The organism is Gordonia sp. NPDC057258 (assembly GCF_042668985.1).
Lineage (GTDB): Bacteria > Actinomycetota > Actinomycetes > Mycobacteriales > Mycobacteriaceae > Gordonia > Gordonia hongkongensis.
The window spans coordinates 1-23,912 of the sequence record NZ_JBHUXZ010000018.1 but is presented as its reverse complement, the minus strand read 5'-3'; the positions used below and the strand labels follow the sequence as shown (position 1 = coordinate 23,912).

The following is a 23,912-nucleotide window of genomic DNA, read 5'->3' as shown; positions in this document are numbered from 1 at the left end:
GACGGTAGAACTCGTTGGGAGAGGGCTTACTTGGCCTTCTCCAGCACCTCGACGAGACGCCAGTGCTTGGTCGCCGACAGCGGGCGGGTCTCCATGATCCGCACGCGGTCACCGACGCCGGCATCGCCGTTCTCGTCGTGGGCCTTGACCTTGCTCGTGGTCCGGATGATCTTGCCGTAGAGCGGGTGGCTCTTACGATCTTCCAGCTCGACCACGATGGTCTTCTGCATCTTGTCGCTGACCACGTAGCCGATGCGCTCCTTGCGGCGTGCGCGCACCTCGGTCTGGGTTTCGGTCACCTTCTGGTCCTCACTCATGCGTCATCACCATCCGGTCCGGACGCCAGGCCCAGCTCCCGTTCGCGCATCACGGTGTAGATACGCGCGATCTCGCGACGCACGGTCCGCAGGCGACGGTTGTTGTCGAGCTGGCCGGTGGCCATCTGGAACCGAAGGTTGAACAGTTCTTCCTTCGACTCTTTCAGGCGATCGACCAGATCAGCGTCGTTGAGCTCACGAAGCTCGTTCGCAGCAACTCCGAGTGCCATCAGAACTGCTCCTCTCTGGTCACGATCCTGGTCTTGATGGGGAGCTTGTGCTGCGCGCGACGCAGGGCCTCGCGAGCGATCTCCTCATTCGGGTAGGTCATCTCGAACAGCACGCGACCCGGCTTGACCGGGGCGACCCACCACTCGGGCGAACCCTTACCCGAACCCATGCGGGTCTCGGCCGGCTTCTTGGTCAGCGGGCGGTCCGGGAAGATGTTGATCCAGACCTTGCCGCCACGCTTGATGTGCCGGTTGATCGCGATACGAGCGGACTCGATCTGACGGTTGGTGATGTACGCGCCTTCCAGAGCCTGGATGCCGTAATCGCCGAACGTCACCTTGGTGCCGCCCTTGGCCTGCCCCTTGAGGCTGGGGTGGTGCTGCTTGCGGTGCTTGACCCGACGTGGGATCAACATGGCCTAGCCCTCCTGCTTCTCAGCCGCACCAGCGGTGGCCTCGGCGGGAGCGGCTTCGGCCGCGCGAGCGGCGTCGGTGCTCGTCGCAGTGGTGCCCGAGGCACCGCTACGCCGGGGCCGGCTGGGCCGGCGCGGACGGCGATCCTCGGCTGCCGGAGCGGCCGCGGCCAGCTCACGACGTCCACCGACGATGTCGCCCTTGTAGATCCACACCTTCACGCCGATCCGGCCGAAGGTGGTCTTGGCTTCGTAGAGTCCGTAGTCGATGTCGGCGCGCAGCGTGTGCAGCGGCACGCGACCCTCGCGGTAGAACTCGCTGCGGCTCATCTCAGCGCCGCCCAGACGACCCGAGCACTGGACCCGGATGCCCTTCACGTTCGGCTGACGCATCGCCGACTGGATCGCCTTGCGCATCGCGCGGCGGAACGCCACACGGTTGCTCAGCTGCTCGGCGACGCCCTGGGCCACCAGCTGGGCCTCGGACTCGGCGTTCTTGACCTCGAGGATGTTCAGCTGGACCTGCTTACCGGTCAGCTTCTCCAGGTCGCCGCGGATGCGATCGGCCTCGGCGCCGCGGCGACCGATGACGATGCCCGGACGCGCGGTGTGGATGTCGACGCGAACCCGGTCACGGGTGCGCTCGATCTCCACCTTGGCGATGCCGGCCCGCTCGAGCCCCGTGGAGAGGAGCTTGCGGATGGCGACATCCTCTTTGACGTAGTCCGCGTACTGCTTGTCGGCGTACCACCGCGACTTCCAGTCGGTGGTGATGCCCAGACGGAAGCCGTGCGGGTTGATTTTCTGGCCCACTACTAGGCTCCCTTCTTCTTCGGCTGACGCGAACGGCCACGGCCGCCGGCTGCCTTCTCCGGCAGGCTCTCCACGACCACGGTGATGTGGCTGGTGCGCTTGCGGATACGGAACGCACGACCCTGCGCGCGCGGCTGGAAGCGCTTGAGGGTCGGGCCCTCGTCGGCGAACGCGGTGGCGACGACCAGGGTCCGGCGATCCAGATCCAGGTTGTTCTCCGCGTTGGCCACGGCACTCGCCAGGACCTTGTACACGGGCTCGGACGCCGACTGCGGTGCGAACCGCAGGATGTCGAGCGCCTCGTCCACGTTCTTGCCGCGGACCAGGTCCAGGACACGACGCGCCTTCATCGGCGTGACGCGCACGAACTTGGCGGTCGCCTTTGCTGTCGGATTATCGGTCTGCGTAGTCATTACCGGCGCTTCGCTTTCCGGTCATCCTTGATGTGACCCTTGAAGGTACGGGTGGGGGCGAACTCGCCCAGCTTGTGCCCGACCATCGAATCCGAGATGAACACCGGCACGTGCTTGCGGCCGTCGTGGACGGCAAAGGTGTGACCGATGAAGTCGGGAATGATGGTCGAACGACGGGACCAGGTCTTGATGACCTGCTTGGTGCCCTTCTCGTTCTGGACATCCACCTTCTTCAGGAGGTGGTCGTCGACGAACGGGCCCTTCTTGAGGCTGCGTGGCATTCTCTTACCTCCTCCTGTTATCGCTTGTTCTTGCCGGTACGACGGCGGCGGACGATCAGCTTGTCGCTGGCCTTGTTCTTGCGGGTACGGCCCTCGGGCTTGCCCCACGGGCTGACCGGGTGGCGACCACCGGAGGTCTTGCCCTCACCACCACCGTGCGGGTGGTCGACCGGGTTCATGACGACACCACGGACGGTCGGGCGCTTGCCCTTCCAGCGCATACGGCCGGCCTTGCCCCAGTTGATGTTGCTCTGCTCGGCGTTGCCCACCTCGCCGACGGTGGCGCGGCAGCGCACGTCGACGCGACGGATCTCGCCGGAGGGCATACGCAGGGTGGCGTAGGTGCCTTCCTTGCCCAGCAGCTGGATCGACGATCCCGCGCTGCGGGCCATCTTCGCGCCGCCACCCGGACGCAGCTCCACGGCGTGGACCTGGGTACCGGTCGGGATGTTGCGCAGCGGCAGGTTGTTGCCGGGCTTGATGTCGGCGGTCGAACCGCTCTCGACGACGTCGCCCTGCTTCAGGCCCTTGGGCGCGATGATGTAGCGCTTCTCGCCGTCGACGTAGTGCAGCAACGCGATCCGCGCGGTGCGGTTCGGGTCGTACTCGATGTGAGCGACCTTGGCGTTGATGCCGTCCTTGTCGTTGCGACGGAAGTCGATCAGACGGTAGGCGCGCTTGTGGCCGCCACCCTTGTGACGAGTGGTGATACGGCCGTGAGCGTTTCGGCCACCACGCCCGTGCAGCGGACGCACCAGCGACTTCTCCGGGTGGTCACGGGTGACCTCGGCGAAGTCGGAGCCGCTGGCCCCACGACGACCCGGGGTCGTCGGCTTGTACTTACGAATAGCCATGAGTCTCTAGTCCTTCTCTGGGCGCCCCGGTCAGCTGACCGAGCCCCCGAAGATCTCGATGGGCTTGCTGTCTGCGGTCAGCGACACGATGGCGCGCTTGGTGGACTTGCGCTGGCCGTAGCCGGTGCGGGTCCGCTTGCGCTTGCCCTGTCGGTTCGCGGTGTTGACGCTGGCAACGCTGACTCCGAAGATCTTCTCGATCGCGATCTTGATCTCGGTCTTGTTGGACTCCGGGTGCACCAGGAAGGTGTACACGTTGTCCTCCATGAGCCCGTAGGACTTCTCCGAGATCACGGGCGCCAGGATGATGTCGCGCGGGTCGGCAACGGTCGCCATGTCAGGCCTCCTCTGCTGTCTTCTCGACGGCAGCCTTGGCATCCGCCGTGTTCTGCTCGATGAAGGCATTGAGCGTCTCGACGCTGAACACCACCTCGTCCGAATCCAGGACGTCGTAGGTGTTGAGCTGATCCGGCGCGATCGGCAGCACGTTCTGCAGGTTCGCGACACTCAGCCACGCCGTCAGGTCCTCGCGGCCGAGGACGACCAGGAACTTGCGGCGATCGGAGAGGCTCTCCAGGAACTGACGCGCCGACTTGGTCGAGGGCTTCTGCCCGGAGACCAGTTCGGTGATCACGTGGATGCGCTCGTTACGAGCGCGATCGCTCAGCGCACCGCGCAGTGCGGCCGCCTTCATCTTCTTGGGGGTGCGCTGGCTGTAGTCGCGCGGCTGCGGGCCGTGGACGGTGCCACCGCCGGCGAACTGCGGGGCGCGGGTCGAACCCTGACGCGCACGGCCGGTGCCCTTCTGGCGGTACGGCTTGGCGCCACCGCCGCGGACCTCGCCGCGGGTCTTGGTGGAGTGCGTGCCCTGGCGTGCCGCTGCCTGCTGGGCCACGACGACCTGATGCATCAGCGCGATGTTGGCCGGGGCGTCGAAGAGCGCGGCGGGCAGGTCAACGGTTCCGTTGGTCTTGCCGTCGGCGGTCTTGACGTCCAGCGTCAGCTTGGTAGCCGTCTCGGTGCTCATTTGGCACCACCCTTCACTGCGTCGCGAACCATCACGATGCCGCCCTTGCGACCCGGGATCGCTCCCTTGATCAGCAGGAGACCGGCCTCGGCGTCCACCTTGTGGACGGTGAGGTTCTGCGTGGTCACCTTGTCGTTACCCATGCGGCCTGCCATGCGCATGCCCTTGAACACGCGACCCGGCGTGGCGCAGCCACCGATCGAACCCGGAGCGCGGTGTACGCGGTGGGCACCGTGGCTGGCGCCCAGACCGGCGAAGCCGTGACGCTTCATGACGCCGGCGAAGCCCTTGCCCTTGGAGGTGCCGGTGACGTCGACCAGCGCGCCGTCGGCGAAGATCTCGGCGGTCAGTTCCTGACCGACCTCGAACTCGGCGACGTCGTTGACGCGGATCTCGGCCAGGTGGCGGCGCGGGGTGACCCCGGCCTTGCCGAACTGACCGGCGACCGGCTTGGTCACCTTGCGGGGATCGACGGCGCCGTAGGCGAGCTGGACGGCCGTGTAGCCGTCACGGTCCGCGGTGCGGAGCTGGGTGATCACGTTCGGGCCGGCCTGGATGACAGTCACCGGGACGACGCGGTTGTTCTCGTCGAAGACCTGGGTCATGCCGAGCTTGGTGCCCAGGATGCCCTTGGTCGAACTCTGATTGCTCATGTGTTATCTCGCCCCCGTCCTACTGGATGTTGACGTCGACGCTGGCCGGCAGGTCGATGCGCATGAGCGCGTCGACCGTCTTCGGTGTCGGGTCGAGGATGTCGATGAGTCGCTTGTGGGTACGCATCTCGAAGTGTTCGCGGCTGTCCTTGTACTTGTGCGGCGAACGGATGACGCAGTACACGTTCTTCTCGGTGGGCAATGGCACCGGGCCGACGACGCGTGCCCCGGTACGGGTCACGGTCTCCACGATCTTGCGCGCCGAAGCGTCGATCGCCTCGTGGTCGTAGGCCTTGAGCCTGATGCGGATCTTTTGTCCCGCCACGCTGTGTCCTCTTCCGTCAGTTGTTCTCGACAGACAAACACCGCGTGATCTGGACCGACCTCTCGCCGGCTGAGCACATGACCACCGTGTGAGATACGGCAATCGACGCTGTTCATCTGTCGTTGTACGTTGGCTCGCACCTGGTACGAGCCGGTTTGCTCCGGCACCCGCGGTCGGGCGTGTCGGGACCGTGAACCGAAATCGGGGCACGCGTTACACGCCCAGTCCCCGTAGACCGGGCCTGGGAGTCATTCACCTGATCGCGACCGCGGGTCTGGCACATGGCACAACCTGCGTCCGCCGGTCAAGGCAACCCGAACAGTATGCATCAGGTCGGGAGCACGATCAAATCAGTGCCGGCGACCGTCGGCCGAACCTTACCTGACCGATGAGTAAGATACCGCCATGAGTTCCACGAACCCCACCTTCGCCCTGCGCAAGAAGCTGCCCGCCAATCCGCTGGGCAACGTCCTCTTCTCCCTCGGCATGGTCGCGAAGGTCCCGTACTTCGGCACCGTCCTGCCTCTCGTGCAGGAGATGGAGCCCGGCTACTGCAAGGTCACCGCGCCCAACTGGTTCGGCGTCCACAACCACATCGGCACCTTCCACGCGATCGCGGCGTGCAACCTCGCCGAGGCCGCGATGGGGATGCTGATGGAGGCCACCACGCCCACCACCCACCGTTGGATTCCCAAGGCGATGCAGACCAGCTATCTGACGAAGGCCACAACGCGCCTGACCGCCGAGGCGCGACTGGCCGACCCCGTCGACTTCGACGCGATCACCACCGGCACCGACGTCACCGTGTCGGTGAGCATCGCCGACACCGAGGGCGTCGAGGTCGTGCACTGCGACATCACCACCTGGTTGACGCCGAAGTAGTCGCCCCGCCCGGGGTGCCGTCCCGACCGGCTGCTCCTAGGGTGGGAGGATGCCTCCGCCCGGGGCACCAGGGCACCAGCGGCACCGGAGTACGACAGCTAACGAGGAGGACCACCGACCCATGTGCGGAATCTGCGGCGAGATCCGGTTCGACGGGACGGCTCCGGATGTCTCGGCGGTCGACGCCATGACCTGCGAGATGACGCGTCGCGGCCCTGACGGCTCGGGCGTCTTCTCGAAAGGCGCTGTGGCGCTCGGTCATCGGCGCCTGAAGATCATCGACCTGACCGAAAAGGGCAGTCAGCCGATGATCGACCCGGCACTCGGCCTGGCGTTGGTCTTCAACGGCTGCATCTACAACCACCACGAACTGCGCGCCGAACTCGAGGGCAAGGGCTACACGTTCTTCTCCCACGCCGACAGCGAGGTCATCCTCAAGGCGTTCCATGCCTGGGGCCCCGACTGCGTCGACCATTTCATGGGCATGTTCGCGTTCGCCGTCGTCGACACCGACACCGGCGTGGTCACCCTCGGACGGGACCGGCTCGGCATCAAACCGCTCTACCTCGCCGACACCCCCGGTCGACTCCGGTTCGCCTCGTCGGTGCAGGCACTCCTGCGCGCCGGCGACGTCGACACCTCGATCGACCGGGTGGCGTTGCACCACTACTTCAGCTTCCATGCCGTCGTCCCGGCACCCCACACCATCTACAACGGCATCCGGAAGCTGCCGCCGGCCACCGTCATGACCATCCAGCCCGACGGACGCCGCACCGAACGCCGTTACTGGGAACCGGCTTTCGAACCGCATCCCGACCGCCGGGACTGGGACGAGAAGCGATGGCAGCACGAGCTGCTCGACTCGCTGCGGACGTCCGTGCGCAGGCGGATGGTCGCCGACGTCCCGGTCGGCGTGCTGCTGTCCGGGGGCGTCGACTCCTCGCTGGTGGTCGCGCTGCTCGCCGAGCAGGGTCAGACCGACCTCGCGACCTTCAGCATCGGATTCGATTCCGCGGCCGGGGAATCGGGGGACGAGTACGCCTACTCCGACCTCATCGCCGACACCTTCGGTACCGACCATCACAAGATCCACATCGGGACCGACCGGTTGCTGCCCGCGATCCCGGATACGGTCGCGGCGATGGGCGAACCGATGGTCAGCCACGACTGCGTCGCGTTCTATCTCCTGTCGCAGGAGGTCAGCAAGTCCATCAAGGTGGTCCAGTCCGGTCAGGGCGCCGACGAGATCCTCGGCGGGTACAGCTGGTATCCCCCGCTGCTGGACGTGACGAGGGAGAAGACGACGCGCGCGTACGCCGACGTGTTCTTCGACCGCGACGATGTCGACATCCGCGGCATCCTCGCCGACGACTACCTCACCGAGGCCGGTTACGACCCCAGCTTCGAATTCGCCTGGGCCCACCAGTCCGCACCGGGCGCGGCCACCGCCGTCGACGCCGCCCTCCGCCTGGACACGACCGTCATGCTGGTCGACGACCCGGTCAAACGCGTCGACACCATGACGATGGCCTGGGGCCTGGAGGCCCGCGTCCCGTTCCTCGACCACGAGTTCGTCGAACTGGCCGCCACATGTCCCCCCGATCTCAAACTCGCACATGGCGGCAAGGGGGTCCTCAAGGAGGCGAGCCGGGCGCTGCTGCCGTCGGCGGTCATCGATCGCACGAAGGGGTACTTCCCGGTGCCGGGTATCCGCCATCTGACCGGCGGCGTCCTCGATCTCGTGTCGGACACCCTGCGGTCGAAGGCGGCGCGCGACCGCGGCCTGTACCGGCCCGAGGCCCTCGACCGACTGTTCGCCGATCCCAACGGGATCCGCACGAGACTCGACGGCAACGAGCTGTGGCAGGTCGCCCTGCTGGAGATGTGGTTGCAGACGATGGAAGCGAACGCCCGACGGTGACCGCTCTGCGTTTCGACGACCGCGGCTGGAAGACCTACGGCGCCTCGCTCTCCCCCGACGGGAGTGCCTTCGCCTACATCGTCGACGAGGGCACCGGTTATCCGCGGGCCGCGCAGCGATCGCTCTCGCGGGACGGCGTCGGCGAGTTGCGCTGGGTGCAGCTCCGATCCACCGGTCCGGTCCGAAAGGTGGTGCACTCCACGGACGGTCGCTGGCTCGCAGTGGAGATCGCGCCGAGCGGCGGTGAGCACCACCAGGTGTGGGTCGTCACCACCGATCCCGACGACGACACCGCCCATCGCATCGCCGCGACGCGCCCCGACGGGCGATCGTTCGGCACGGTGGGCCTGGTCGGCTGGGACACCGACTGGGTCCTGATCACCGCCATCGATCAGGACGGCACCTCCCACGCGCTCCGCGTGCATCCGGGGACCGGGACGACACTCACCCTCGATCAGCGCGTCGGCAGCGTGCTGATCGACTCGTGGAAGGGTGCCACCCTCGTCCGAGTAGGTCCGCGGGGCTATCACGACATGCTGCTGTTGCGCCGCCGCCCCGAGTCGGGTGACGACGAGATCACGATGACCCCGCTGCTGCCACAGGATCCGGGCGCGGTCACCGATCAGGGTTACCTCCTCGACCAGGGTTTCGATCACTCATCCCTGGTGTTCGTCCCCGCCCCGAACGAGCCGGCGCGGGACCTCGACAGTGTCCAGGCGCTGGTGCGCAGCGATTTCGACGCCAAGTTCCCGCGGCTTCTGGGAGTCGAGGTCAGCAAGTTCGGCGTGCGCTTCCGCGTGATGGCCCAGCGCGTCGACATCGGGCTCGACGAGTTCGCGGTCAGCCACGACCAGTCGACCGTCGCCCTGCTGTGGAATGTGCGGGGCTGCAGCGAGTTGCAGATCCTGACCCTGCCCGATCAAACCCTGCACCCGCCCATCGAACTGCCCGGCGAGGTGGCCTCCGACCTGTCCATCAGTGCCGCGGGGGCGGTCGTGACGGTGACGGTGTCGAGCCCGCAGCACTCCCCCCTCGTCCATCTCGTGGATGTCGCCAACCGGCAGGTGTTCCCGGTCCGCGACGACGTCGTCGCCGGCGAGGGTCCCTCGTGTCTGCTCCGGCCCGAACTGATGGAGTTCTCGGCGCGCGACGGTATGCCGTTGTCCGGCTTCCTGTTCCGCGCCAAGCGGACCGCCGGCACGGCCGCGCCCGGCCCCACCCTGCTCTACTTCCACGGCGGACCCGAGGGGCAGTCGCGCCCGGACTACCAGTTCTTGTTCGGTCCCCTCGTCGACGCCGGGATCACGGTCTTCGCCGCGAACGTCCGCGGGTCGTCGGGATACGGCCGGTTGTTCGCGCACGCCGACGACCGTTACGGACGGTATGCCGGGATCGACGACGCCGCGGACTGTGCCGAGTTCCTGTGTCGACAGGGCATCGCCGACCCCGACGCGGTCTACTGCTCCGGCCGTTCGTACGGCGGTTATCTGACCCTGGCATGCCTGACATTCCATCCCGAGCTGTTCGCCGCCGGGATCGCCATCTGCGGCATGAGTGACCTGGAGTCGTTCTTCCGCAACACCGAACCGTGGATCGCGGTGGCGGCCTACACCAAGTACGGACATCCGGAGTTCGACCGTGAACTCCTCGCCGACCTGTCGCCGATCCACCGGATCGACGCGGTGCGCGCGCCGCTGCTCGTCGTCCACGGAGCGCACGACACCAACGTGCCGGTGAGCGAGTCGCAACAGATCGTCGCCGAACTCCAGGCACGCGGCGCCGTGGCCGAGATGCTGATGTTCGACGACGAGGGTCACGAGATCGTCAAGCGGCACAATCAACATCGGCTCACCGAGGCGGTCGCCGACTGGATCGCGCGTCACCCGTCCCGGAACTGGTCGTCGCGATGAACCGGCGGATGACCGACCGCCTGCTCGCCCAGCTCGCCGAGACGCGTTCGGCCAACACACGTGCGAATGTGCTCGAGGAACTACGTCGACTGATCCTGTCGGGTGGCGCGCCCCCGGGGACCCAACTCCCGCCGGCCGAGATCGCCGACGCCTTCGATGTCAGTCCGATCCCGGTCCGCGAAGCTCTGAAGACGCTGGTCGGCGAAGGCCTGGTGGTGCACCGTCCCGGAGCGGGGTACCGGGTGAGTCAGCTGTCCACCGAGGAGCTACGCGAGATCTACTTCGTCCGAGGCACTCTCGAACAAGCAGCACTCGCCCGGTCGGTCGGCTTGATCGACGAGTCCTCCCTGGAGACCGCACGCGCACACCACATTGAGCTGCTCGCGGCGGTGAAGTACAACGACGGCAAGGCTTTTCACGACATCTCCCGCGAGTTCCATCGCGCTCTCACCGAGCCGTGCGCGATGCCGCGGCTGCTCAACATGTTCGAGGCGACCTGGAATCTCACCGAGCCGTTCCAGGTGATGAGATCGGTGACCGCCGAGACCCAGCAGGCACTCAACACCGACCACGCCGACCTGCTCGCGGCGTTCGGCGACCGAGACACCACTTCGGTCCTCGACGTCGCGCACCGTCACCACCAGCGCCTAGAGAGCGCCGTCATCGAGACCGCCGCACTCCTCGACGTCCGCCACGACTGAGCCCCGGCGAAATATATCTGCCCGTTCATCGCGGGGTAACAATCCGTTCTTACATTTCTCCCATCAGCGTGCGCCCCGTACGACTTCCGACCCCGGCCGCTGACCAGGACCAGGAGAACGCAATGTCCACACCACCCTCCGGGACGCCCGGACCGCAGGCACCCGCGGCCACGTCTCACACCGGCGCCGCCGGTGAGAGCGTCATCAAGTCCACCTACGACGACCGGCTCACCAACACCGATCTCGCGCCACTGAAGGAACAGAAGTGGACGTGGTACAACATCTTCGCCTTCTGGATGTCCGACGTGCACAGCGTCGGCGGATACGTGTTCGCGGGCAGCCTCTTCGCGCTGGGCATCGCGGCCTGGCAGGTGCTGGTGGCGCTCGTGGTGGGCATCGTGGCCGTCAACATCCTGTGCAACCTGGTCGCGAAGCCCTCCCAGATGGCGGGCGTTCCCTACCCGGTGACGACCCGGGTCTCCTTCGGCGTCAAGGGCGCCAACATCCCGGCCATCATCCGCGGCGTGATCGCGGTCGTCTGGTACGGCATCCAGACCTACCTCGCCTCAGTCGCTTTCGGCCTCCTGGCGCTGAAGTTCTGGCCCGGACTCGAGCCCTGGGGCGAGGTCGAACAGCATGGTTTCCTCGGATTGTCCGCGCTCGGCTGGGCGGGTTTCATCCTGATGTGGATCCTGCAGGCGTTCGTGTTCTGGAACGGGATGGAGACCATCCGGAAGTTCATCGACTTCTGCGGTCCCGCAGTGTATGTCGTCATGATCGCGCTGGCGGCCTACCTGGTCGTCGAGGCCGGTTGGGACAACGTCAGTCTCGACCTGTCGGTCGGCGACGGACTCTCGGGATGGTCGTCGTTCACGATGATGATCAGCGCGATCGCACTCGTGATCTCCTATTTCTCCGGTCCGATGCTCAACTTCGGTGACTTCTCGCGTTACGGGCGCACTTTCGGCGAGGTCAAGAAGGGCAACTTCTGGGGCCTGCCGGTCAACTTCCTCTTCTTCTCACTCCTCGTGGTGTGCACGGTCTCCGCGGCGGTCACGGTCATCGGCACCGACGAGGACGGCAACATCATCACCGATCCGGTGCACATCGTCGATCGCATCGACAACACGACCGCCGCGGTGCTGGGCGTGCTCACCTTCGCCATCGCCACGATCGGGATCAACATCGTCGCGAACTTCGTCTCGCCGGCGTTCGACTTCTCGAATGTCGCGCCCACCAAGATCAGCTGGCGAACCGGCGGCATGATCGCGGCGGTCGGCTCGGTGCTCATCACGCCGTGGAACCTCTTCAACAATCCGACCGCGATCCACTACACGATGGACACCCTCGGCGCGGTCATCGGTCCGCTGTTCGGCATCCTCATCGCCGATTTCTACCTCGTCAAGAAGCAGAAGATCGAGGTGGACGAGCTCTTCACCATGAGGCCCGAGGGCGCCTACTGGTACCGCAACGGCTGGAACCCGGTTGCCGTCGGCGCCACCGCCATCGCGTCGATCCTCCCGATCGGTGTCGTCATCTTCGGCACCGTGTATCAGGCCAGCTTCACATGGTTCATCGGCGCGGGCATGGGCATGCTCCTCTACTGGCTCGGGATGAAGTTCGTGCCGACCCGCCTGATCTACGGACCCGCGGCGCTCGCTCGCATGACCGCTGACATCGAAGTGATGTCGGCGGAGCCCGAGACCGCGGGAACGCCGACCACAGAAGCCGCGTCCACCGTGCCCGGGGGCAGCACCCGGAACTGACGGGCGGTGAACCACCGGGCCGCGCGAGCATCTCGCGCGGCCCGGTCTGCTGTGTGTGCGGCTCCCGAACCCACCGCCCACCCCTGACGCATCCATTGTGCCATTGACAAATGGTACGGTTGCTGATGGTGTGAGTTGATGCACACCAGCACGACTCCGACCCCGCTGCCGACCCGCGCGTCGGCACGGGCCACCGTGACCGCCCATGCGACGAGGTGGGGGCTCGGCACGTTCACCGGCGCGATTCCACTGAATCCGCTGGGCATCCGACTCTCGCGCGGTCTCATCGCCGCGATCATGCGCACGCTCGGACGTACGCCATCCGGAACAACCGTGTATCCGGTCCGCGAGAACGGCATTCGCGGCGAGTGGGTTCTCGGACCGGATGTCCGACGGGGGCGCCGCGCGATCTACTACGTCCACGGCAGCGCGTACAGCATCTGCTCGGCTCGCACACATCGGTCGCTGGCCGCGCGGCTCTCTTTCGCGACCGGGATACCGGTGTTCGTCGTCGACTACCGTCTGGCGCCCGAGCACCGATTCCCCACCGCCGCCGAGGACGTCGCCGACGGCTTCGACTGGCTGCTCCGCCAGGGCTTCCTCCCTTCCGACATCGTGGTCGCCGGCGACTCCGCCGGCGGTCATCTGGCCTGCGATCTGACCCTCCGGCGCGCGGACGGCGGCGCCGCCCAACCCGCCGCGGTCGTCCTGTTCTCCCCGCTCATCGACCTCAACTTCGAGCTGGCGCGCACCCAGGAACGCATCCGGCGCGACCCGGCGATCACGGCTGCGGCGGCCGCCCGCCTGGTGGCGCTCTACACCCGCGACGTTGCCGCCGACGACCCGCGAGTCGCGTTTGATTTCGCTGCGGCACGGCACCTTCCACCGTTCCTCATCCAGGCGGGCGGCGCCGAGATGCTCAGCGCCGACGCCCGCCACCTGCACGAGCAACTCCGCGCGCACGGCGGTGACAGCCGGCTGGAGATCTGGCCGGGCCTGATGCACGTCTTCCAGGCCCTCCCTCGACTCGGCCCCGAGGCCGACGCCGCACTGCGGCGGGTGGCGCAGTTCCTGGGCGACCAGGCGGCGAACCGGCCGTCTCCGGCGACGGCCCCGGCTTCGCCCACCGAGGCGGACGCGTCATGATCACCGCGGTCGACGGAATCCGGCGCCGGTTCCTCCGGAATCCGTTGTCGCAGAATGCCCGCGCCCTCGTCACCGGTGCCGGCAGCGGGATCGGTCGCGCATTCGCGCTCGAACTCGGCCGACGCGGCGGCGAGGTGATCTGCGCGGACATCGACGAGACACGCGCCGACGAGACCGCGTCGCTGGTCACCTCCCGGACCGGGCGGGTGGCCCATGCGTTCACCTGCGATGTCGCCGACCGTGCCGCGATGACCTCGCTCGCGGCGTTCACCCGCGACACCTTCGACGGTCCACCGACTCTCGTCGTCAACAACGCCGGGGTCGGCATCGGGGGCCGCCCGGTCGGCGACATCGGGTTCGACGACTGGGACTGGACGCTCGGGATCAACCTCTGGGGTGTGGTGCACGGGTGCGAACTCTTCGCGCCGATGCTGCGCGAAGCGGGCCGCGGGGGGATCATCAACGTCGCGTCGGCCGCAGGGTTCGCCGCCGCGCCGGTGATGGCGCCCTACAACGTGTCGAAGGCCGGTGTGGTCTCGCTGAGCGAGACACTCGCCGCCGAGCTGGCCTCCGCCGGCGTCGGTGTCACGGTTCTGTGCCCCACGTTCGTCAAGACCAACGTGGCTCGCGACGGTCGGATCACCTCGGACGCACAGGATCTCGCCGGGACGCTGATGCGCTGGACCGGGGTGTCCCCGGCCGGCGTGGCCGCATCGACACTCGACGCCCACGATCTGGGGCGTCTCTACGTCCTGCCGCAACTGGACGCGCGCGTGATCTGGCATCTCAAACGACACTTCCCGGCGTCCTACGTCCGCGGACTCGGACTCCTCAACCGCCTCCTGCCGTCGTCCTGACCCGGCGACCTCAGCCCACCGACCACTCGAAAGGACCACTCTCATGGCCATCGACCTCGACAACATGCTGCAGAAGATCAAGGACCGTCAATGGGCCCTGATCGACATCGATTGGGACGCACCGGGCGCCGAGCTCATCGACCCCGACCTCCACGCCAAGCTCAAGCCCTTCATGAGTGACCTGATGTGGATCGAGAACGTCGGCGCACGGGGCTTCGCGGCCATGGCCAAGAAGGCGCCGACCCCGACGCTGAAGAGCATCTACGAGCACTTCCACGCCGAGGAACAGAAGCATGCCAACGCCGAACTGGCACTGATGCGCCGGTGGGGCATGCTCGACGGCGACGAGATCCCGTCACCGAATGTCAACGTGCAGCTGGTGATCAACTGGCTCGACCGACACTCCGACGACATGTCCCTGTCCTTTCTGGGAACTGTGATCCCGATGCTCGAGGTCGCGCTCGACGGCGCGCTGATCAAGTTCATCACCGACGAGGTCAAGGACCCGGTGGCCCAGGAGGTGTTCAGACGGATCAACTCCGATGAATCGCGGCACCTCGCAGTCGACTTCGAGGTGATGGAGATCCTCGGACACGCGGGGTTGCGCAAACGGACGATCGATTTCGTCGGCGGGTGGGTCAAGCCGACCTTCCTGATCGGAGCTCTCAGTTATGTACCGCTCCTGAACAAGATGCGCGACAACATCGTCGCGATGGGGGTCGACGAGGAACGGCTGTACAGCGCGATGAAGCGCTACCGGGCGGTGGGAGATCGAAGTGAGTACGTGCGGCGCCTGCCCATGTTCCAGGTGGTCGCGTACCACGGTGCGGCGGTGATCAATCGAGGCAACGTGCCCTACCACCTGTTCGCCGACTCGATGGTGAAGCTCACCGATCGCATCCCGTTCGGGCTGGTCCACCGAACACCCACGTGGTCGCAGGAACTCACCTACGAGCCGACGGCCTGAGGCGGCGGTGATGCACACCTCGGTGGCCATCATCGGAGCCGGATTCGCCGGTATCGGCGCGGCGATCCGTCTCCGGGAGCACGGAATCGACGACCTCGCGATCTTCGAACGCGACGACCGGGTCGGCGGCACGTGGCGCGACAACACCTATCCGGGTGCCGCGTGCGACATCCCGTCGCGCCTGTACTCCTACAGCTTCGCGCCCAACCCGGACTGGTCGCACACCTACTCGCGCAGTGCCGAGATCCTCGACTACATCCGGTCGATGGTCGACGACTCCGGGATCGGACCGCACATCCGGTTCGGCCACACGGTGACCGGGATGGAGTACAACGCCGACGACGGTCTGTGGACCATCACCTTCGACGAAGGGCACGAACCGGTACGGGCGCGCGCCGTCGTCCTGGCCTCGGGTCCGCTCGCGAACGCCTCCTTCCCCGACATCCCCGGCATCGAGGACTACGAGGGGCACAAGATCCACAGCGCACGTTGGGATCACGACTACGACTTCACCGGCAAGAAGGTCGCTGTCGTGGGCACCGGGGCGAGCGCGGTCCAGATCGTGCCGGAGCTGGTCGAGACCGCCGCGTCGGTGAAGGTCTTCCAGCGCACGCCCGGCTGGGTCCTGCCCCGCGCGAACGTGCGGACCCGTGCGACGACCAAGCGGCTCTATCGGGCGGTGCCCGGCACCCAGCGACTGGCGCGTTCACTCTGGTTCTGGGGTCACGAGACGGTGGCGCTGGGCGTCGTCTGGAACACTCCCCTGACCCGCGTCGTCGAGGCGGCCAGCAAAATGCACCTGCGGTCGCAGGTCGACGACCCGTGGCTGCGCCGGCAGCTCACCCCCGACTTCGCCGCGGGATGCAAACGACTGCTCATGACCAGTGACTACTACCCCGCGCTCCAGCGACCGAACTGCACACTGGTGACCTGGCCGATCGCCCGCATCGCCGAACGCGGCATCCGCACCGTCGAAGGTGTTGAGCACCAGTTCGATTGCATCGTGTTCGCGACCGGGTTCGACGTGTCCAAGACCGGGACGCCGATCCCGATCACCGGCCTCGACGGCCGCGACCTCGCGTCCGAGTGGGGCCGGGGCGCGTTCGCGTACCGCAGCGTCGCCGTGTCCGGCTATCCCAATCTGTTCTTCACGTTCGGACCCAACTCCGGCCCGGGCCACAGCTCCGCGCTGGTCTACATGGAGGCCCAGATCGACTACATCACCGAAGCGGTCACCCAGCTGCTCGAGAACGACTGGAAGGCTCTCGACGTGCGCGCCGAGGCGCAGGAGCGATACAACCAGGACATCCAGCGTCGACTGACCTCGACCACCTGGAACTCCGGATGCCAGAGCTGGTACCTGACCGACGACGGGTTCAACGCGACGATGTACCCCGGCTTCGCGACCCAGTACGTCAATCAGCTGCGCCGCGTCGAACTGCGCGACTACCGGATCCTCGTTCACCAGGACGCTCGGACTCCGGCCACCGCAGCGTTACAGTGAGGGGATGACCGAGTACCGGATCGACGACCTGGCGCGCGTGTCCGGGACCACGACCCGGAACATCCGCGGCTATCAGGAACGCGGGCTGCTCCCCCAGCCGCTGCGGCGCGGACGCGTCGCGATCTACACCGAGAAGCACCTGCGTAACCTCCGGGCCATCAACAAACTGCTCGGGAGCGGGTTCACCCTCAAGCACATCGCCACCTTCATGACGAACCCCGGCGCCCGCATCGGGGATGCGTTGGAGCTCAACGAGATCCTCGACGAGCACTGGTCGAGCACGTCACGCCCGGAGATCACCCGCGACGAGCTCGACGAGAGATTCGGTCCGCTGGACGATGCCCAGGTCGCGGCTCTCGTGCGAGCCGGTGTGATCTCCGAGACCCCGCGCGATGGGGTGTACGAGGCCATCGACCCGCGCATCATCGGAAACCTGGCGAAACTCGTGCGACGGGGCGTGCAGATCACCGCGCTGGCAGATGTCCACGAACGGTTCACCGCAAAGATCAACGAAGCCGCCGAGATCCTGCTCGCTGCCGCGCATGACGAGGTGGACCGACGCAAGGGCCCGGGCTGGCTGCCGGAGAACGACGACGACGTCGCCTGGGCGGTGAACCTGCTGGGGATGATGCGCCGAGTCGGAACCGAGAACGCCCACGCCGCACTCGACCGCGCCCTCGACACGGCGCTGGACCGGGAACTCTCGGCCCACCAGAGCGCCGTCGACGAGCGCGCGGACGCCGACGCGCCGCAGCCCGGCCGGGAATCCGTCGAGCCCTCAGCCGGACCCGTTGTGCCGCTTCAGCAGAACGACCAATGAGGCGAGGAAGAAGCAGATCGCTCCCACGAACGTACCGACCGTCGCGGCCACCGCGTCGGCGGTGACGCCACCCCTGGTCACGAATGCTCCGACGGCCGACACCCCGAATGCGACACACCCGATCCAGTTGATCAGCACCGACCACCAGTCCCGATCGCGGAGATCCCACCGGCGTCCGGTGGCGCGGGTGTAGCCGGCGAAGGCGACCGCGCCACTGATGAGGAAGGCGATGGACCCGCCCGCGTCCGGGGTCCAGACCAGGTGCCGGTCGCCCCAGATCGTATGCGCGACCAGAGCTCCCGTGGTCGACACGTTGAACAGGATCGTACCCACCGATTGCGTGGCTGCTGTGAGCCATTCGGCACGGATGACCGAACCGGGCGCCGACGACCGCAGTTCGGCCACGGTACCGCTGCGGATCAGCTGGATGAATCCGGCTGCGGTGAAGAACCAGGCGCCGACGAAGTAGCAGCTGTTGGCGAACCCGGCGCCCATCAAGTGGGCCAGCCCGGGGGCCGACCCCAGCGCGAACAGCGCCGACCCGATCATGAACCCCCAGCACTGCTTGGGCAGCGTCGGCGTCAGGAACGCATGTGTGCGGTCATGCAGTGACATCAAGGCTCGCGATGACCTTGCTCGGCTCGATCCAGATCCCCAGCTCGCCGGGGACCCCGTTGCGGGCTCCGAACTCCTCGGCCCGCTCGGCACCCATGTATCGCGCCCCGCACATCGTCGCGATGCGACGCACCTCGTCGAGGGCTTCGGTGACCCGCGCGATGCCTTGCACCTGCACGAACCCGAACGGCGGTTCGGGCAGGTCGACTGCCATCACGACACGTGGATCACGCAACAGCGCACGGCCTTTGGCAGTCGTGGCCCCGGTGTTGAACGCGATCCGGTCGCCGTCGAGGACGAACCACACCGGAACGACGAGCGGTCGACCATCGGCGGCGGTGTATCCGAGGTGCCCGGTCTTCGTGCCGCTGGTGAGGAATTCGCGGACGGCCGGGTCGGACAGCGTGGGCGCAGACATGCCTCTCACCCTAGAGAGACCCGGCCGCAACCGCGAGGTGTTCGGACCCGACCGCCTCACCGTTGCGCGAGGACATCACCGATCCGGCACGCCATCATCATGATCGTCGCGTGTGGGCCACTGCGCCCGCTGGTGGGCAGAATGGACCCGTCGACGATCCGGAGTCCGCGAACCCCGTACACCCCGCCGAGCCAATCGGTCCGGACGCCCATCGGCATCGTCCCCCACGCGTGCTGGGAGAACCCCGCCCGATCGGCGATCCGCACGCTCCCCGGGACGACGACGTCGGCGAACTCGGGCGCCCGCAGCATCTCCACGACTCCCGCGGCCGCCGTCCGCAACGCGATGGCGGTAGCCGGGTCGGGTTCGTCGAACTCCATCCGTACTGCGGCGCCGTCGGCGGCGATCCGTACCGCCGAATGCCTCATCGCGGTCACCTCGACGATTGGACCCCACGCGCGCAGACCACGAATGTACGAGGCGAAATCATCTCGATAACAACGTATTTCGAGACCGCTGTCGGTGTGCACCACGGTCGGCAACACCATGCCCGGCCCCGCCGGTGTCCGCCTGGCGTACGACACCGCCAGGCCTCGATGCTCCCCGGCACCCAGCGAACGGGCACCTGCGCGACCCTCGATGGCAAGTGCGGGCAACTCCGAACGCAACAGGATCCCCGCGGTGCCGAGGGTGCCCGCGGCGAGGATCACCTCGCCCGCGCCGACCGTGAGCGAGCCCGCGTGCACGCCCGTCACCGTCGTACCCCCGGCCGACGCCACACGGTCCACCGTGCAACCGGTCACGACCCGGAGGTTGGGTCGCGACAGCGCCGGGACGAGGTACGCGTCGGCCGCCGAGCGGCGCGCGAGCCCGCTCCGATTGATCGGCACCCGGTTGAGCCCGACCACCGGCCACCGCTGCGCGAGCGGACGGACCGGTGCCCGCGCCGTCCAGTAGCGCTCGAAAGCGGTTCCGGCGTCTCCGAGTTCGTCGTCGGCGACGGGTTCGACACCCATGGTGCCGCCGAGCGCGTCCAGTTCGTCGTACGCATCGGCGATGGCGTCAAGCCCCCACCCGGCCGGCCACGTTCCGAAGTCGTCGCGATGCCACCTGAGGAAGTACCCGCCGTTCACCGCCGACGAACCGCCGAGAGCCGACCCGCGGGCAGCCGACACCCCGAGGTTCGTGTCGTGGCGGACCGCGTGCGGGGCGGCGTCGTCGATCGGTAGCCGAGACAGCTCGAGGTCCGCGGGGGTCGGCAGGCCTCCCGGACCGCGTTCCAGCAGCACGACCGCACGGTCGGGGTTCCGCGAGAGCCGCTCGGCGAGCACGCATCCGGCGCTGCCGGCGCCGACGATGACGACGTCAGCGGTGAGCGACCGGTCGGTCGTCGTCATCGAGAGATGACCGGGCGCAACGCTTCCGGGTCTCGGTGGGTGATGACGCCTTGCCACAGGCCCGCACCGTAGGCCAGGTCGTCGAGCCGGTGCATGAGGATGTAGCGCAGCGGACCGAGCGTGGGCGGACTGGTCGGATCGGCGAGCAGATCCCGGACCCAGGACACCACCCCCTCGACGATCGCCACCTGCACGGCGAGGGTGCGGAAACGCTTCGACACGAGGGCGAGCAACACCGCCACCGGCCAATAGTGACGGCAGATGGCGTCCGCGGCCTGTAACAGTCCGAACCCGGCCGCTCGTCCGGTCATCTGCGCCGACACCAGCGGGGCCGACGGCAGATCGCCCAGCCGGCGCCGCATCCGAACCGCCAGATGGGTGAGAATGATCATCGCCAGGGCGGCACCGAACCGCGTCCGCGACAGCAACGCGACCACCGCGGCGGCCATCGGAACCGACATCTTCATCGGCGCCGCCCGGTCACCGTGCCGGGAGGCCAGGTGCGCGGCGCCGGTGCCGTAGAAACAGCGACGCGAGAGCACCGAGCGCAGGTCGGCGCGGTGCTCATGGGCCACACGAGCCACCGGGTCGTAACGGATCCGCCACCCCTCCGCGTGCATCCGCCAGCACGCGTCGACGTCCTCGGCCACCCGCAACGACTCGTCGAAACCGCAGAAAGCGCTGCGCCGCACCACCATCGCGGCGCTGGGCACATACGGGGTCCGGGTCGAGGGCGCCACCGCGGACTCCTCGGGTCCCATGTCCAGGGAGGACCACCCGTTCTCGTACCGCTCGGCCAGCGAGGACGCCACCGCCGCGTCGGACTGCAATCCGACGATGCGCGGCGCGACGAGCCCGACCGTGGGGTCGGAGAAGTGCGTCAGCAGGATGGTGAGCCAATCCGGGTCGGGTACGACGTCGGAGTCGAGGAATGCGACGAAGTCGGTCGTCGCGGCCTCCGCCCCCGCGTTGCGCGCCGCGGACGGACCACGGTTGTCGTCGAAGCGCAGGACCCGCGCCGTGGGCCGGTCCGCCACGATCGGGGTCGCGGAGCCGTCGTCCACGACGATGACCGTCAGCCCGTCGAGGGCATCGAGCAGGCGATCGATGCCAACCTGGTTGTCCCGGACCGGGACGACCACGGTCACGTCCTGCGGCTGCGGCCCGAACATGGGCCGGGGATTGGCGATCCCCGCGTCCAGCAGTGCGCGCGCCAGTCGTCGGGTCACGTTGTCGCACACCTCGATCCGACCGTCCTCGGAGGTCATCCCGAGTGCGGTGTCGGACATGCGCAGCAGCCGCGTCGGCGAACCGCCGACCAGATACCGGAAGTCGCCCGCCTTGGCACAGCGCAGGTCGATCTGCACCTGGAAGCCGTCGGGCAGATCGGTGCGCGGCCCCGGAGGCGCGTCGGCGTCCGAGTGCGCTCCGGGTTCGACGGACTCCGAGTCGTCCCGGGCGGAGGCGTCGTCCGCGTCCTGGTTCCCGGCCCAGCGTCGTGGGGCCGAGTCGTCGAGGGCCGTCATCCCAGGCGCCCCAGATCGTCGATCTGCCACGACTCCAGGGCGGCCCACAGGCGGTCGGTCACCCCGTCGACCAGACCCGCCCCCGTCTCGGCGCTCGCGCCCTCCGGGTCGCCGAGGACACCGTTGGGACTCACGGCGGCGACACCGCCCGACCGCATCGCCCCCATCAGCGCCCCCACCGGCTCCCGGTTGCCCGCCACGGCACGGTCGGGATCCACGACGGACGGCGAAACATGCAGCAGCACAGATGTTTCGGTGAATCCCGCGTGGGCGTCGGCGCCTTCGAAAGCGCACGGGAACCAGGCGACGTCCCGGCCCTCGTAGCGGAGTCGGGTCACCGCCTCGATCAGCGTCCGGGTGTTCCCGCCATGTCCGTTGACGAACACCACGCGCGCCGCCCATCGGCACGCACTGCGGCCGTACTCGACGAGGAGGCCGCGCAACGCCTCGTGTCCGATCGAGATGGTCCCGGCGAAGCCCTCGTGTTCGCCGCTGGCGCCGTAGTTCAGATCCGGTGCGCACAGGAGTCCGGAGGCCTTCGATCGCCCGCAGACGCGCTCGGCGATCGCCGACGCGATACGCGTGTCGGTGTCGAGCGGGAGGTGGGGCCCGTGCTGCTCGACCGAACCGAGGGGCACCAGCAGGGTGATCACCTGCCCATCGAGGTCTGGCCAGTTGCACTGCCCCAACGCCGATGGCACCGTCATTCGACCAATGCTAGCGATGGTGCCTGCGAGTGTGTCGGTCTCGCCCGAAAAACGGAGCGAAAAACGCGTCCAGATGTCGCGAACCACCACTCTGACGAGCGTTCGATCGGTTGTGGAATGCTGAGAGCATCCAGTGACACCTGACACAGTGCGCGAACAACGATCGGGAGGACGACACCCATGAGCAGTGCCACACCACACGACAGCGGCAAGCCCGGCCCTCTGAGTTCGATCCGGGTCATCGAGTTCGCCGGTATCGGCCCCGGTCCGCATGCCGCCATGCTGCTGGCCGATCTCGGCGCCGACGTCGTGCGCGTTCAGCGCCCGGGGTCGCTGCCCAAGCCCGGCCGCAATGCCGATGCTCTGCTCCGCGGCCGACGCGTCGTCGAGGCCAACCTCAAGGACGACAACGACCGGGAGACCATTCTCGGCCTCGTCGCCAAGGCCGATGTGATCCTCGAGGGTTTCCGTCCCGGCGTGATGGAACGGCTCGGACTCGGACCCGACGACCTCGAGAAGGTCAATCCCGGCCTCGTCTACGGGCGCATGACCGGCTGGGGACAGGACGGACCCCGTGCCAACCTCGCCGGCCACGACATCAACTACATCTCGCTCACGGGCATGCTGCACGCCATCGGACGCAAGGACGATCGTCCCGTGCCCCCGCTCAACCTGGCCGGTGACTTCGGCGGCGGTTCGATGTTCCTCGTCGTCGGTGTGCTCGCGGCACTGCTCGAGCGCGGGGTGTCCGGCCGGGGGCAGGTCGTCGACGCGGCCATGGTCGACGGCGCTTCCGTTCTCGGACAGATGATGTGGGCGTTCCGCGGCACCGGACTGTGGAGCGACACCCGGGGTGTGAACATGCTCGACACCGGCGCTCCGTACTACGAGGTCTACGAGACCTCGGACGGCAAGTACATGGCGGTCGGCGCGATCGAACCGCAGTTCTACGCCGAGCTGCTCAAGGGCCTCGAACTCACCGACGCCGACCTGCCGGACCAGAACGACATCGCCCAGTGGGGGAAGCTGAAGGAGATCTTCACCGAGACCTTCAAGTCGCGCACCCGCGACGAATGGGCCGCGGTCTTCGAGGGCACGGACGCCTGCACCTCGCCGGTCCTCACCTTCGCCGAGGCACCTGCCGACGCCCACATGGCCGCCCGCGCCAACCTCGTCGACATCGACGGCGTGACCCAGGCCCAGGTGGCACCGCGCTTCTCGCGCACCAAGCCGGAGACCCCCACGGGCCCGACCACCGAGGCGACCGATCCGTCGACGCTCTGGGCCGACTGAGGGTCCCGCCACCGCTTCTCCGTGCGGGAGAAGCGGTGGCGACCCGCCCATTGCTCCCCGAGGTTCCAGGAGCGAAAGCCGCCGGGCCGAGCAAGCGACGAAGGAGCGCGTCGAGGTCGACGAGCCACGAAGGGCGACAACTCACGTCGCCCTTCG

At 67.5% G+C, this 23,912-nt stretch carries 27 protein-coding genes; 11 read left to right on the top strand and 16 right to left on the bottom strand.

The window, feature by feature from the left end; all coding sequences use genetic code 11:
• Positions 1-26 precede the first annotated feature (26 nt).
• The 11 genes from rpsQ to rpsJ are packed head-to-tail and all read right to left on the bottom strand — an operon-like array spanning position 27 to position 5,326.
• Complete coding sequence (rpsQ, locus tag ACFUEJ_RS14430) at positions 27-317, bottom strand: 30S ribosomal protein S17 (protein WP_058252339.1); 291 nt, start codon at positions 315-317, stop codon at positions 27-29.
• Positions 314-547 (bottom strand): 50S ribosomal protein L29, encoded by a 234-nt coding sequence (rpmC, locus tag ACFUEJ_RS14425; RefSeq protein WP_004020547.1) that lies wholly within the window; start codon positions 545-547, stop codon positions 314-316. The genes rpsQ and rpmC overlap by 4 nt, the downstream gene beginning before the upstream one ends.
• Positions 547-963, bottom strand: a complete 417-nt coding sequence (rplP, locus tag ACFUEJ_RS14420; protein WP_004020548.1) for a 50S ribosomal protein L16 — start codon at positions 961-963, stop codon at positions 547-549. Before rplP ends, rpmC begins: the two co-directional genes overlap by 1 nt.
• Before the next feature lie 3 nt (positions 964-966).
• The gene (gene rpsC, locus ACFUEJ_RS14415; protein ID WP_004020549.1) at positions 967-1,773 is read right to left on the bottom strand and encodes a 30S ribosomal protein S3; all 807 of its coding nucleotides are present in this window, start codon (positions 1,771-1,773) and stop codon (positions 967-969) included.
• A gap of 2 nt (positions 1,774-1,775) precedes the next feature.
• Positions 1,776-2,186 carry a 50S ribosomal protein L22 gene (gene rplV, locus ACFUEJ_RS14410; RefSeq protein WP_004020550.1) on the bottom strand — a complete coding sequence of 137 codons (411 nt, stop codon included), beginning with the start codon at positions 2,184-2,186 and terminating at the stop codon, positions 1,776-1,778.
• Positions 2,186-2,467, bottom strand: coding sequence for a 30S ribosomal protein S19 (rpsS, locus tag ACFUEJ_RS14405; protein ID WP_004020551.1), 282 nt, complete (start codon positions 2,465-2,467; stop codon positions 2,186-2,188). Before rpsS ends, rplV begins: the two co-directional genes overlap by 1 nt.
• 17 nt (positions 2,468-2,484) lie before the next feature.
• Entirely contained in the window at positions 2,485-3,321 is an 837-nt protein-coding gene (gene rplB, locus ACFUEJ_RS14400; protein WP_004020552.1) for a 50S ribosomal protein L2, read from the bottom strand.
• A 30-nt stretch (positions 3,322-3,351) separates the two neighbouring features.
• Complete coding sequence (gene rplW, locus ACFUEJ_RS14395) at positions 3,352-3,657, bottom strand: 50S ribosomal protein L23 (RefSeq protein WP_058252341.1); 306 nt, start codon at positions 3,655-3,657, stop codon at positions 3,352-3,354.
• Between the two features lies 1 nt (position 3,658).
• Complete coding sequence (rplD, locus tag ACFUEJ_RS14390; protein WP_058252342.1) at positions 3,659-4,348, bottom strand: 50S ribosomal protein L4; 690 nt, start codon at positions 4,346-4,348, stop codon at positions 3,659-3,661.
• Complete coding sequence (gene rplC / locus ACFUEJ_RS14385) at positions 4,345-5,001, bottom strand: 50S ribosomal protein L3 (protein ID WP_058252343.1); 657 nt, start codon at positions 4,999-5,001, stop codon at positions 4,345-4,347. Before rplC ends, rplD begins: the two co-directional genes overlap by 4 nt.
• Positions 5,002-5,020: 19 nt before the next feature.
• Entirely contained in the window at positions 5,021-5,326 is a 306-nt protein-coding gene (rpsJ, locus tag ACFUEJ_RS14380) for a 30S ribosomal protein S10 (RefSeq protein WP_003938093.1), read from the bottom strand.
• A 405-nt stretch (positions 5,327-5,731) separates the two neighbouring features.
• On the opposite strand from rpsJ, the gene ACFUEJ_RS14375 reads away from it, so the two are divergent.
• From ACFUEJ_RS14375 to ACFUEJ_RS14330, 10 genes are all read left to right on the top strand, one after another.
• On the top strand, positions 5,732-6,208 hold the full coding sequence (locus tag ACFUEJ_RS14375) for a hotdog fold domain-containing protein (RefSeq protein WP_165629693.1): 477 nt from the start codon (positions 5,732-5,734) through the stop codon (positions 6,206-6,208).
• A 121-nt stretch (positions 6,209-6,329) separates the two neighbouring features.
• Positions 6,330-8,129 (top strand): N-acetylglutaminylglutamine amidotransferase, encoded by a 1,800-nt coding sequence (locus ACFUEJ_RS14370; RefSeq protein WP_165629692.1) that lies wholly within the window; start codon positions 6,330-6,332, stop codon positions 8,127-8,129.
• Positions 8,126-10,039: a S9 family peptidase gene (locus ACFUEJ_RS14365; RefSeq protein ID WP_165629691.1), complete on the top strand. Its 1,914-nt coding sequence runs from the start codon at positions 8,126-8,128 to the stop codon at positions 10,037-10,039. The genes ACFUEJ_RS14370 and ACFUEJ_RS14365 overlap by 4 nt, the downstream gene beginning before the upstream one ends.
• Before the next feature lie 8 nt (positions 10,040-10,047).
• Positions 10,048-10,740: a GntR family transcriptional regulator gene (locus ACFUEJ_RS14360; protein WP_078113145.1), complete on the top strand. Its 693-nt coding sequence runs from the start codon at positions 10,048-10,050 to the stop codon at positions 10,738-10,740.
• Between the two features lie 122 nt (positions 10,741-10,862).
• Positions 10,863-12,506 carry an NCS1 family nucleobase:cation symporter-1 gene (locus ACFUEJ_RS14355; protein WP_078113113.1) on the top strand — a complete coding sequence of 548 codons (1,644 nt, stop codon included), beginning with the start codon at positions 10,863-10,865 and terminating at the stop codon, positions 12,504-12,506.
• Between the two features lie 138 nt (positions 12,507-12,644).
• Positions 12,645-13,652 carry an alpha/beta hydrolase gene (locus tag ACFUEJ_RS14350; protein ID WP_388030103.1) on the top strand — a complete coding sequence of 336 codons (1,008 nt, stop codon included), beginning with the start codon at positions 12,645-12,647 and terminating at the stop codon, positions 13,650-13,652.
• Entirely contained in the window at positions 13,649-14,509 is an 861-nt protein-coding gene (locus ACFUEJ_RS14345) for an SDR family NAD(P)-dependent oxidoreductase (RefSeq protein ID WP_058252350.1), read from the top strand. Before ACFUEJ_RS14350 ends, ACFUEJ_RS14345 begins: the two co-directional genes overlap by 4 nt.
• A gap of 43 nt (positions 14,510-14,552) precedes the next feature.
• On the top strand, positions 14,553-15,476 hold the full coding sequence (locus ACFUEJ_RS14340; protein WP_058252351.1) for a hypothetical protein: 924 nt from the start codon (positions 14,553-14,555) through the stop codon (positions 15,474-15,476).
• A 10-nt stretch (positions 15,477-15,486) separates the two neighbouring features.
• A complete protein-coding gene (locus ACFUEJ_RS14335; protein ID WP_078113114.1) occupies positions 15,487-16,980 on the top strand; it encodes an NAD(P)/FAD-dependent oxidoreductase in 1,494 nt (497 codons plus the stop codon).
• Positions 16,981-16,984: 4 nt separating this feature from the next.
• Positions 16,985-17,800, top strand: a complete 816-nt coding sequence (locus ACFUEJ_RS14330; RefSeq protein ID WP_242697054.1) for a MerR family transcriptional regulator — start codon at positions 16,985-16,987, stop codon at positions 17,798-17,800.
• Here ACFUEJ_RS14330 and ACFUEJ_RS14325 read toward each other — a convergent pair.
• From ACFUEJ_RS14325 to mftE, 5 genes are read right to left on the bottom strand one after another with little or no spacing between them, the layout of a single operon-like run.
• Positions 17,759-18,415: a hypothetical protein gene (locus tag ACFUEJ_RS14325; RefSeq protein ID WP_176455926.1), complete on the bottom strand. Its 657-nt coding sequence runs from the start codon at positions 18,413-18,415 to the stop codon at positions 17,759-17,761. The genes ACFUEJ_RS14330 and ACFUEJ_RS14325 overlap by 42 nt on opposite strands.
• Complete coding sequence (locus ACFUEJ_RS14320; protein WP_078113115.1) at positions 18,402-18,833, bottom strand: PPOX class F420-dependent oxidoreductase; 432 nt, start codon at positions 18,831-18,833, stop codon at positions 18,402-18,404. The genes ACFUEJ_RS14325 and ACFUEJ_RS14320 overlap by 14 nt, the downstream gene beginning before the upstream one ends.
• Positions 18,834-18,889: 56 nt before the next feature.
• Positions 18,890-20,230 carry a mycofactocin system GMC family oxidoreductase MftG gene (gene mftG, locus ACFUEJ_RS14315; RefSeq protein WP_078113116.1) on the bottom strand — a complete coding sequence of 447 codons (1,341 nt, stop codon included), beginning with the start codon at positions 20,228-20,230 and terminating at the stop codon, positions 18,890-18,892.
• Complete coding sequence (gene mftF, locus ACFUEJ_RS14310) at positions 20,227-21,756, bottom strand: mycofactocin biosynthesis glycosyltransferase MftF (protein WP_078113117.1); 1,530 nt, start codon at positions 21,754-21,756, stop codon at positions 20,227-20,229. The genes mftG and mftF overlap by 4 nt, the downstream gene beginning before the upstream one ends.
• Positions 21,753-22,463: a mycofactocin biosynthesis peptidyl-dipeptidase MftE gene (mftE, locus tag ACFUEJ_RS14305; RefSeq protein WP_058252356.1), complete on the bottom strand. Its 711-nt coding sequence runs from the start codon at positions 22,461-22,463 to the stop codon at positions 21,753-21,755. Before mftE ends, mftF begins: the two co-directional genes overlap by 4 nt.
• A gap of 180 nt (positions 22,464-22,643) precedes the next feature.
• On the opposite strand from mftE, the gene ACFUEJ_RS14300 reads away from it, so the two are divergent.
• The gene (locus tag ACFUEJ_RS14300; RefSeq protein ID WP_058252357.1) at positions 22,644-23,756 is read left to right on the top strand and encodes a CaiB/BaiF CoA-transferase family protein; all 1,113 of its coding nucleotides are present in this window, start codon (positions 22,644-22,646) and stop codon (positions 23,754-23,756) included.
• The last annotated feature ends 156 nt before the right edge of the window (positions 23,757-23,912 follow it).

Bases quoted from the DNA above. Each gene is read 5' to 3' on its own strand.
- ACFUEJ_RS14360 (WP_078113145.1), top strand. From the start codon at position 10,048: ATGACCGACCGCCTGCTCGCCCAGCTCGCCGAGACGCGTTCGGCCAAC.
- rplP (WP_004020548.1), bottom strand. From the start codon at position 963: ATGTTGATCCCACGTCGGGTCAAGCACCGCAAGCAGCACCACCCCAGC.
- rplD (WP_058252342.1), bottom strand. From the start codon at position 4,348: ATGAGCACCGAGACGGCTACCAAGCTGACGCTGGACGTCAAGACCGCC.
- ACFUEJ_RS14325 (WP_176455926.1), bottom strand. From the start codon at position 18,415: ATGTCACTGCATGACCGCACACATGCGTTCCTGACGCCGACGCTGCCC.
- rpmC (WP_004020547.1), bottom strand. From the start codon at position 547: ATGGCACTCGGAGTTGCTGCGAACGAGCTTCGTGAGCTCAACGACGCT.
- rpsS (WP_004020551.1), bottom strand. From the start codon at position 2,467: ATGCCACGCAGCCTCAAGAAGGGCCCGTTCGTCGACGACCACCTCCTG.
- ACFUEJ_RS14320 (WP_078113115.1), bottom strand. From the start codon at position 18,833: ATGTCTGCGCCCACGCTGTCCGACCCGGCCGTCCGCGAATTCCTCACC.
- ACFUEJ_RS14370 (WP_165629692.1), top strand. From the start codon at position 6,330: ATGTGCGGAATCTGCGGCGAGATCCGGTTCGACGGGACGGCTCCGGAT.
- mftF (WP_078113117.1), bottom strand. From the start codon at position 21,756: ATGACGGCCCTCGACGACTCGGCCCCACGACGCTGGGCCGGGAACCAG.
- ACFUEJ_RS14300 (WP_058252357.1), top strand. From the start codon at position 22,644: ATGAGCAGTGCCACACCACACGACAGCGGCAAGCCCGGCCCTCTGAGT.
- ACFUEJ_RS14340 (WP_058252351.1), top strand. From the start codon at position 14,553: ATGGCCATCGACCTCGACAACATGCTGCAGAAGATCAAGGACCGTCAA.
- rplW (WP_058252341.1), bottom strand. From the start codon at position 3,657: ATGGCGACCGTTGCCGACCCGCGCGACATCATCCTGGCGCCCGTGATC.
- rplB (WP_004020552.1), bottom strand. From the start codon at position 3,321: ATGGCTATTCGTAAGTACAAGCCGACGACCCCGGGTCGTCGTGGGGCC.
- ACFUEJ_RS14355 (WP_078113113.1), top strand. From the start codon at position 10,863: ATGTCCACACCACCCTCCGGGACGCCCGGACCGCAGGCACCCGCGGCC.
- ACFUEJ_RS14330 (WP_242697054.1), top strand. From the start codon at position 16,985: ATGACCGAGTACCGGATCGACGACCTGGCGCGCGTGTCCGGGACCACG.
- rplV (WP_004020550.1), bottom strand. From the start codon at position 2,186: ATGACTACGCAGACCGATAATCCGACAGCAAAGGCGACCGCCAAGTTC.
- ACFUEJ_RS14375 (WP_165629693.1), top strand. From the start codon at position 5,732: ATGAGTTCCACGAACCCCACCTTCGCCCTGCGCAAGAAGCTGCCCGCC.
- ACFUEJ_RS14350 (WP_388030103.1), top strand. From the start codon at position 12,645: ATGCACACCAGCACGACTCCGACCCCGCTGCCGACCCGCGCGTCGGCA.
- rplC (WP_058252343.1), bottom strand. From the start codon at position 5,001: ATGAGCAATCAGAGTTCGACCAAGGGCATCCTGGGCACCAAGCTCGGC.
- mftE (WP_058252356.1), bottom strand. From the start codon at position 22,463: ATGACGGTGCCATCGGCGTTGGGGCAGTGCAACTGGCCAGACCTCGAT.
- mftG (WP_078113116.1), bottom strand. From the start codon at position 20,230: ATGACGACGACCGACCGGTCGCTCACCGCTGACGTCGTCATCGTCGGC.
- ACFUEJ_RS14345 (WP_058252350.1), top strand. From the start codon at position 13,649: ATGATCACCGCGGTCGACGGAATCCGGCGCCGGTTCCTCCGGAATCCG.
- ACFUEJ_RS14335 (WP_078113114.1), top strand. From the start codon at position 15,487: ATGCACACCTCGGTGGCCATCATCGGAGCCGGATTCGCCGGTATCGGC.
- rpsQ (WP_058252339.1), bottom strand. From the start codon at position 317: ATGAGTGAGGACCAGAAGGTGACCGAAACCCAGACCGAGGTGCGCGCA.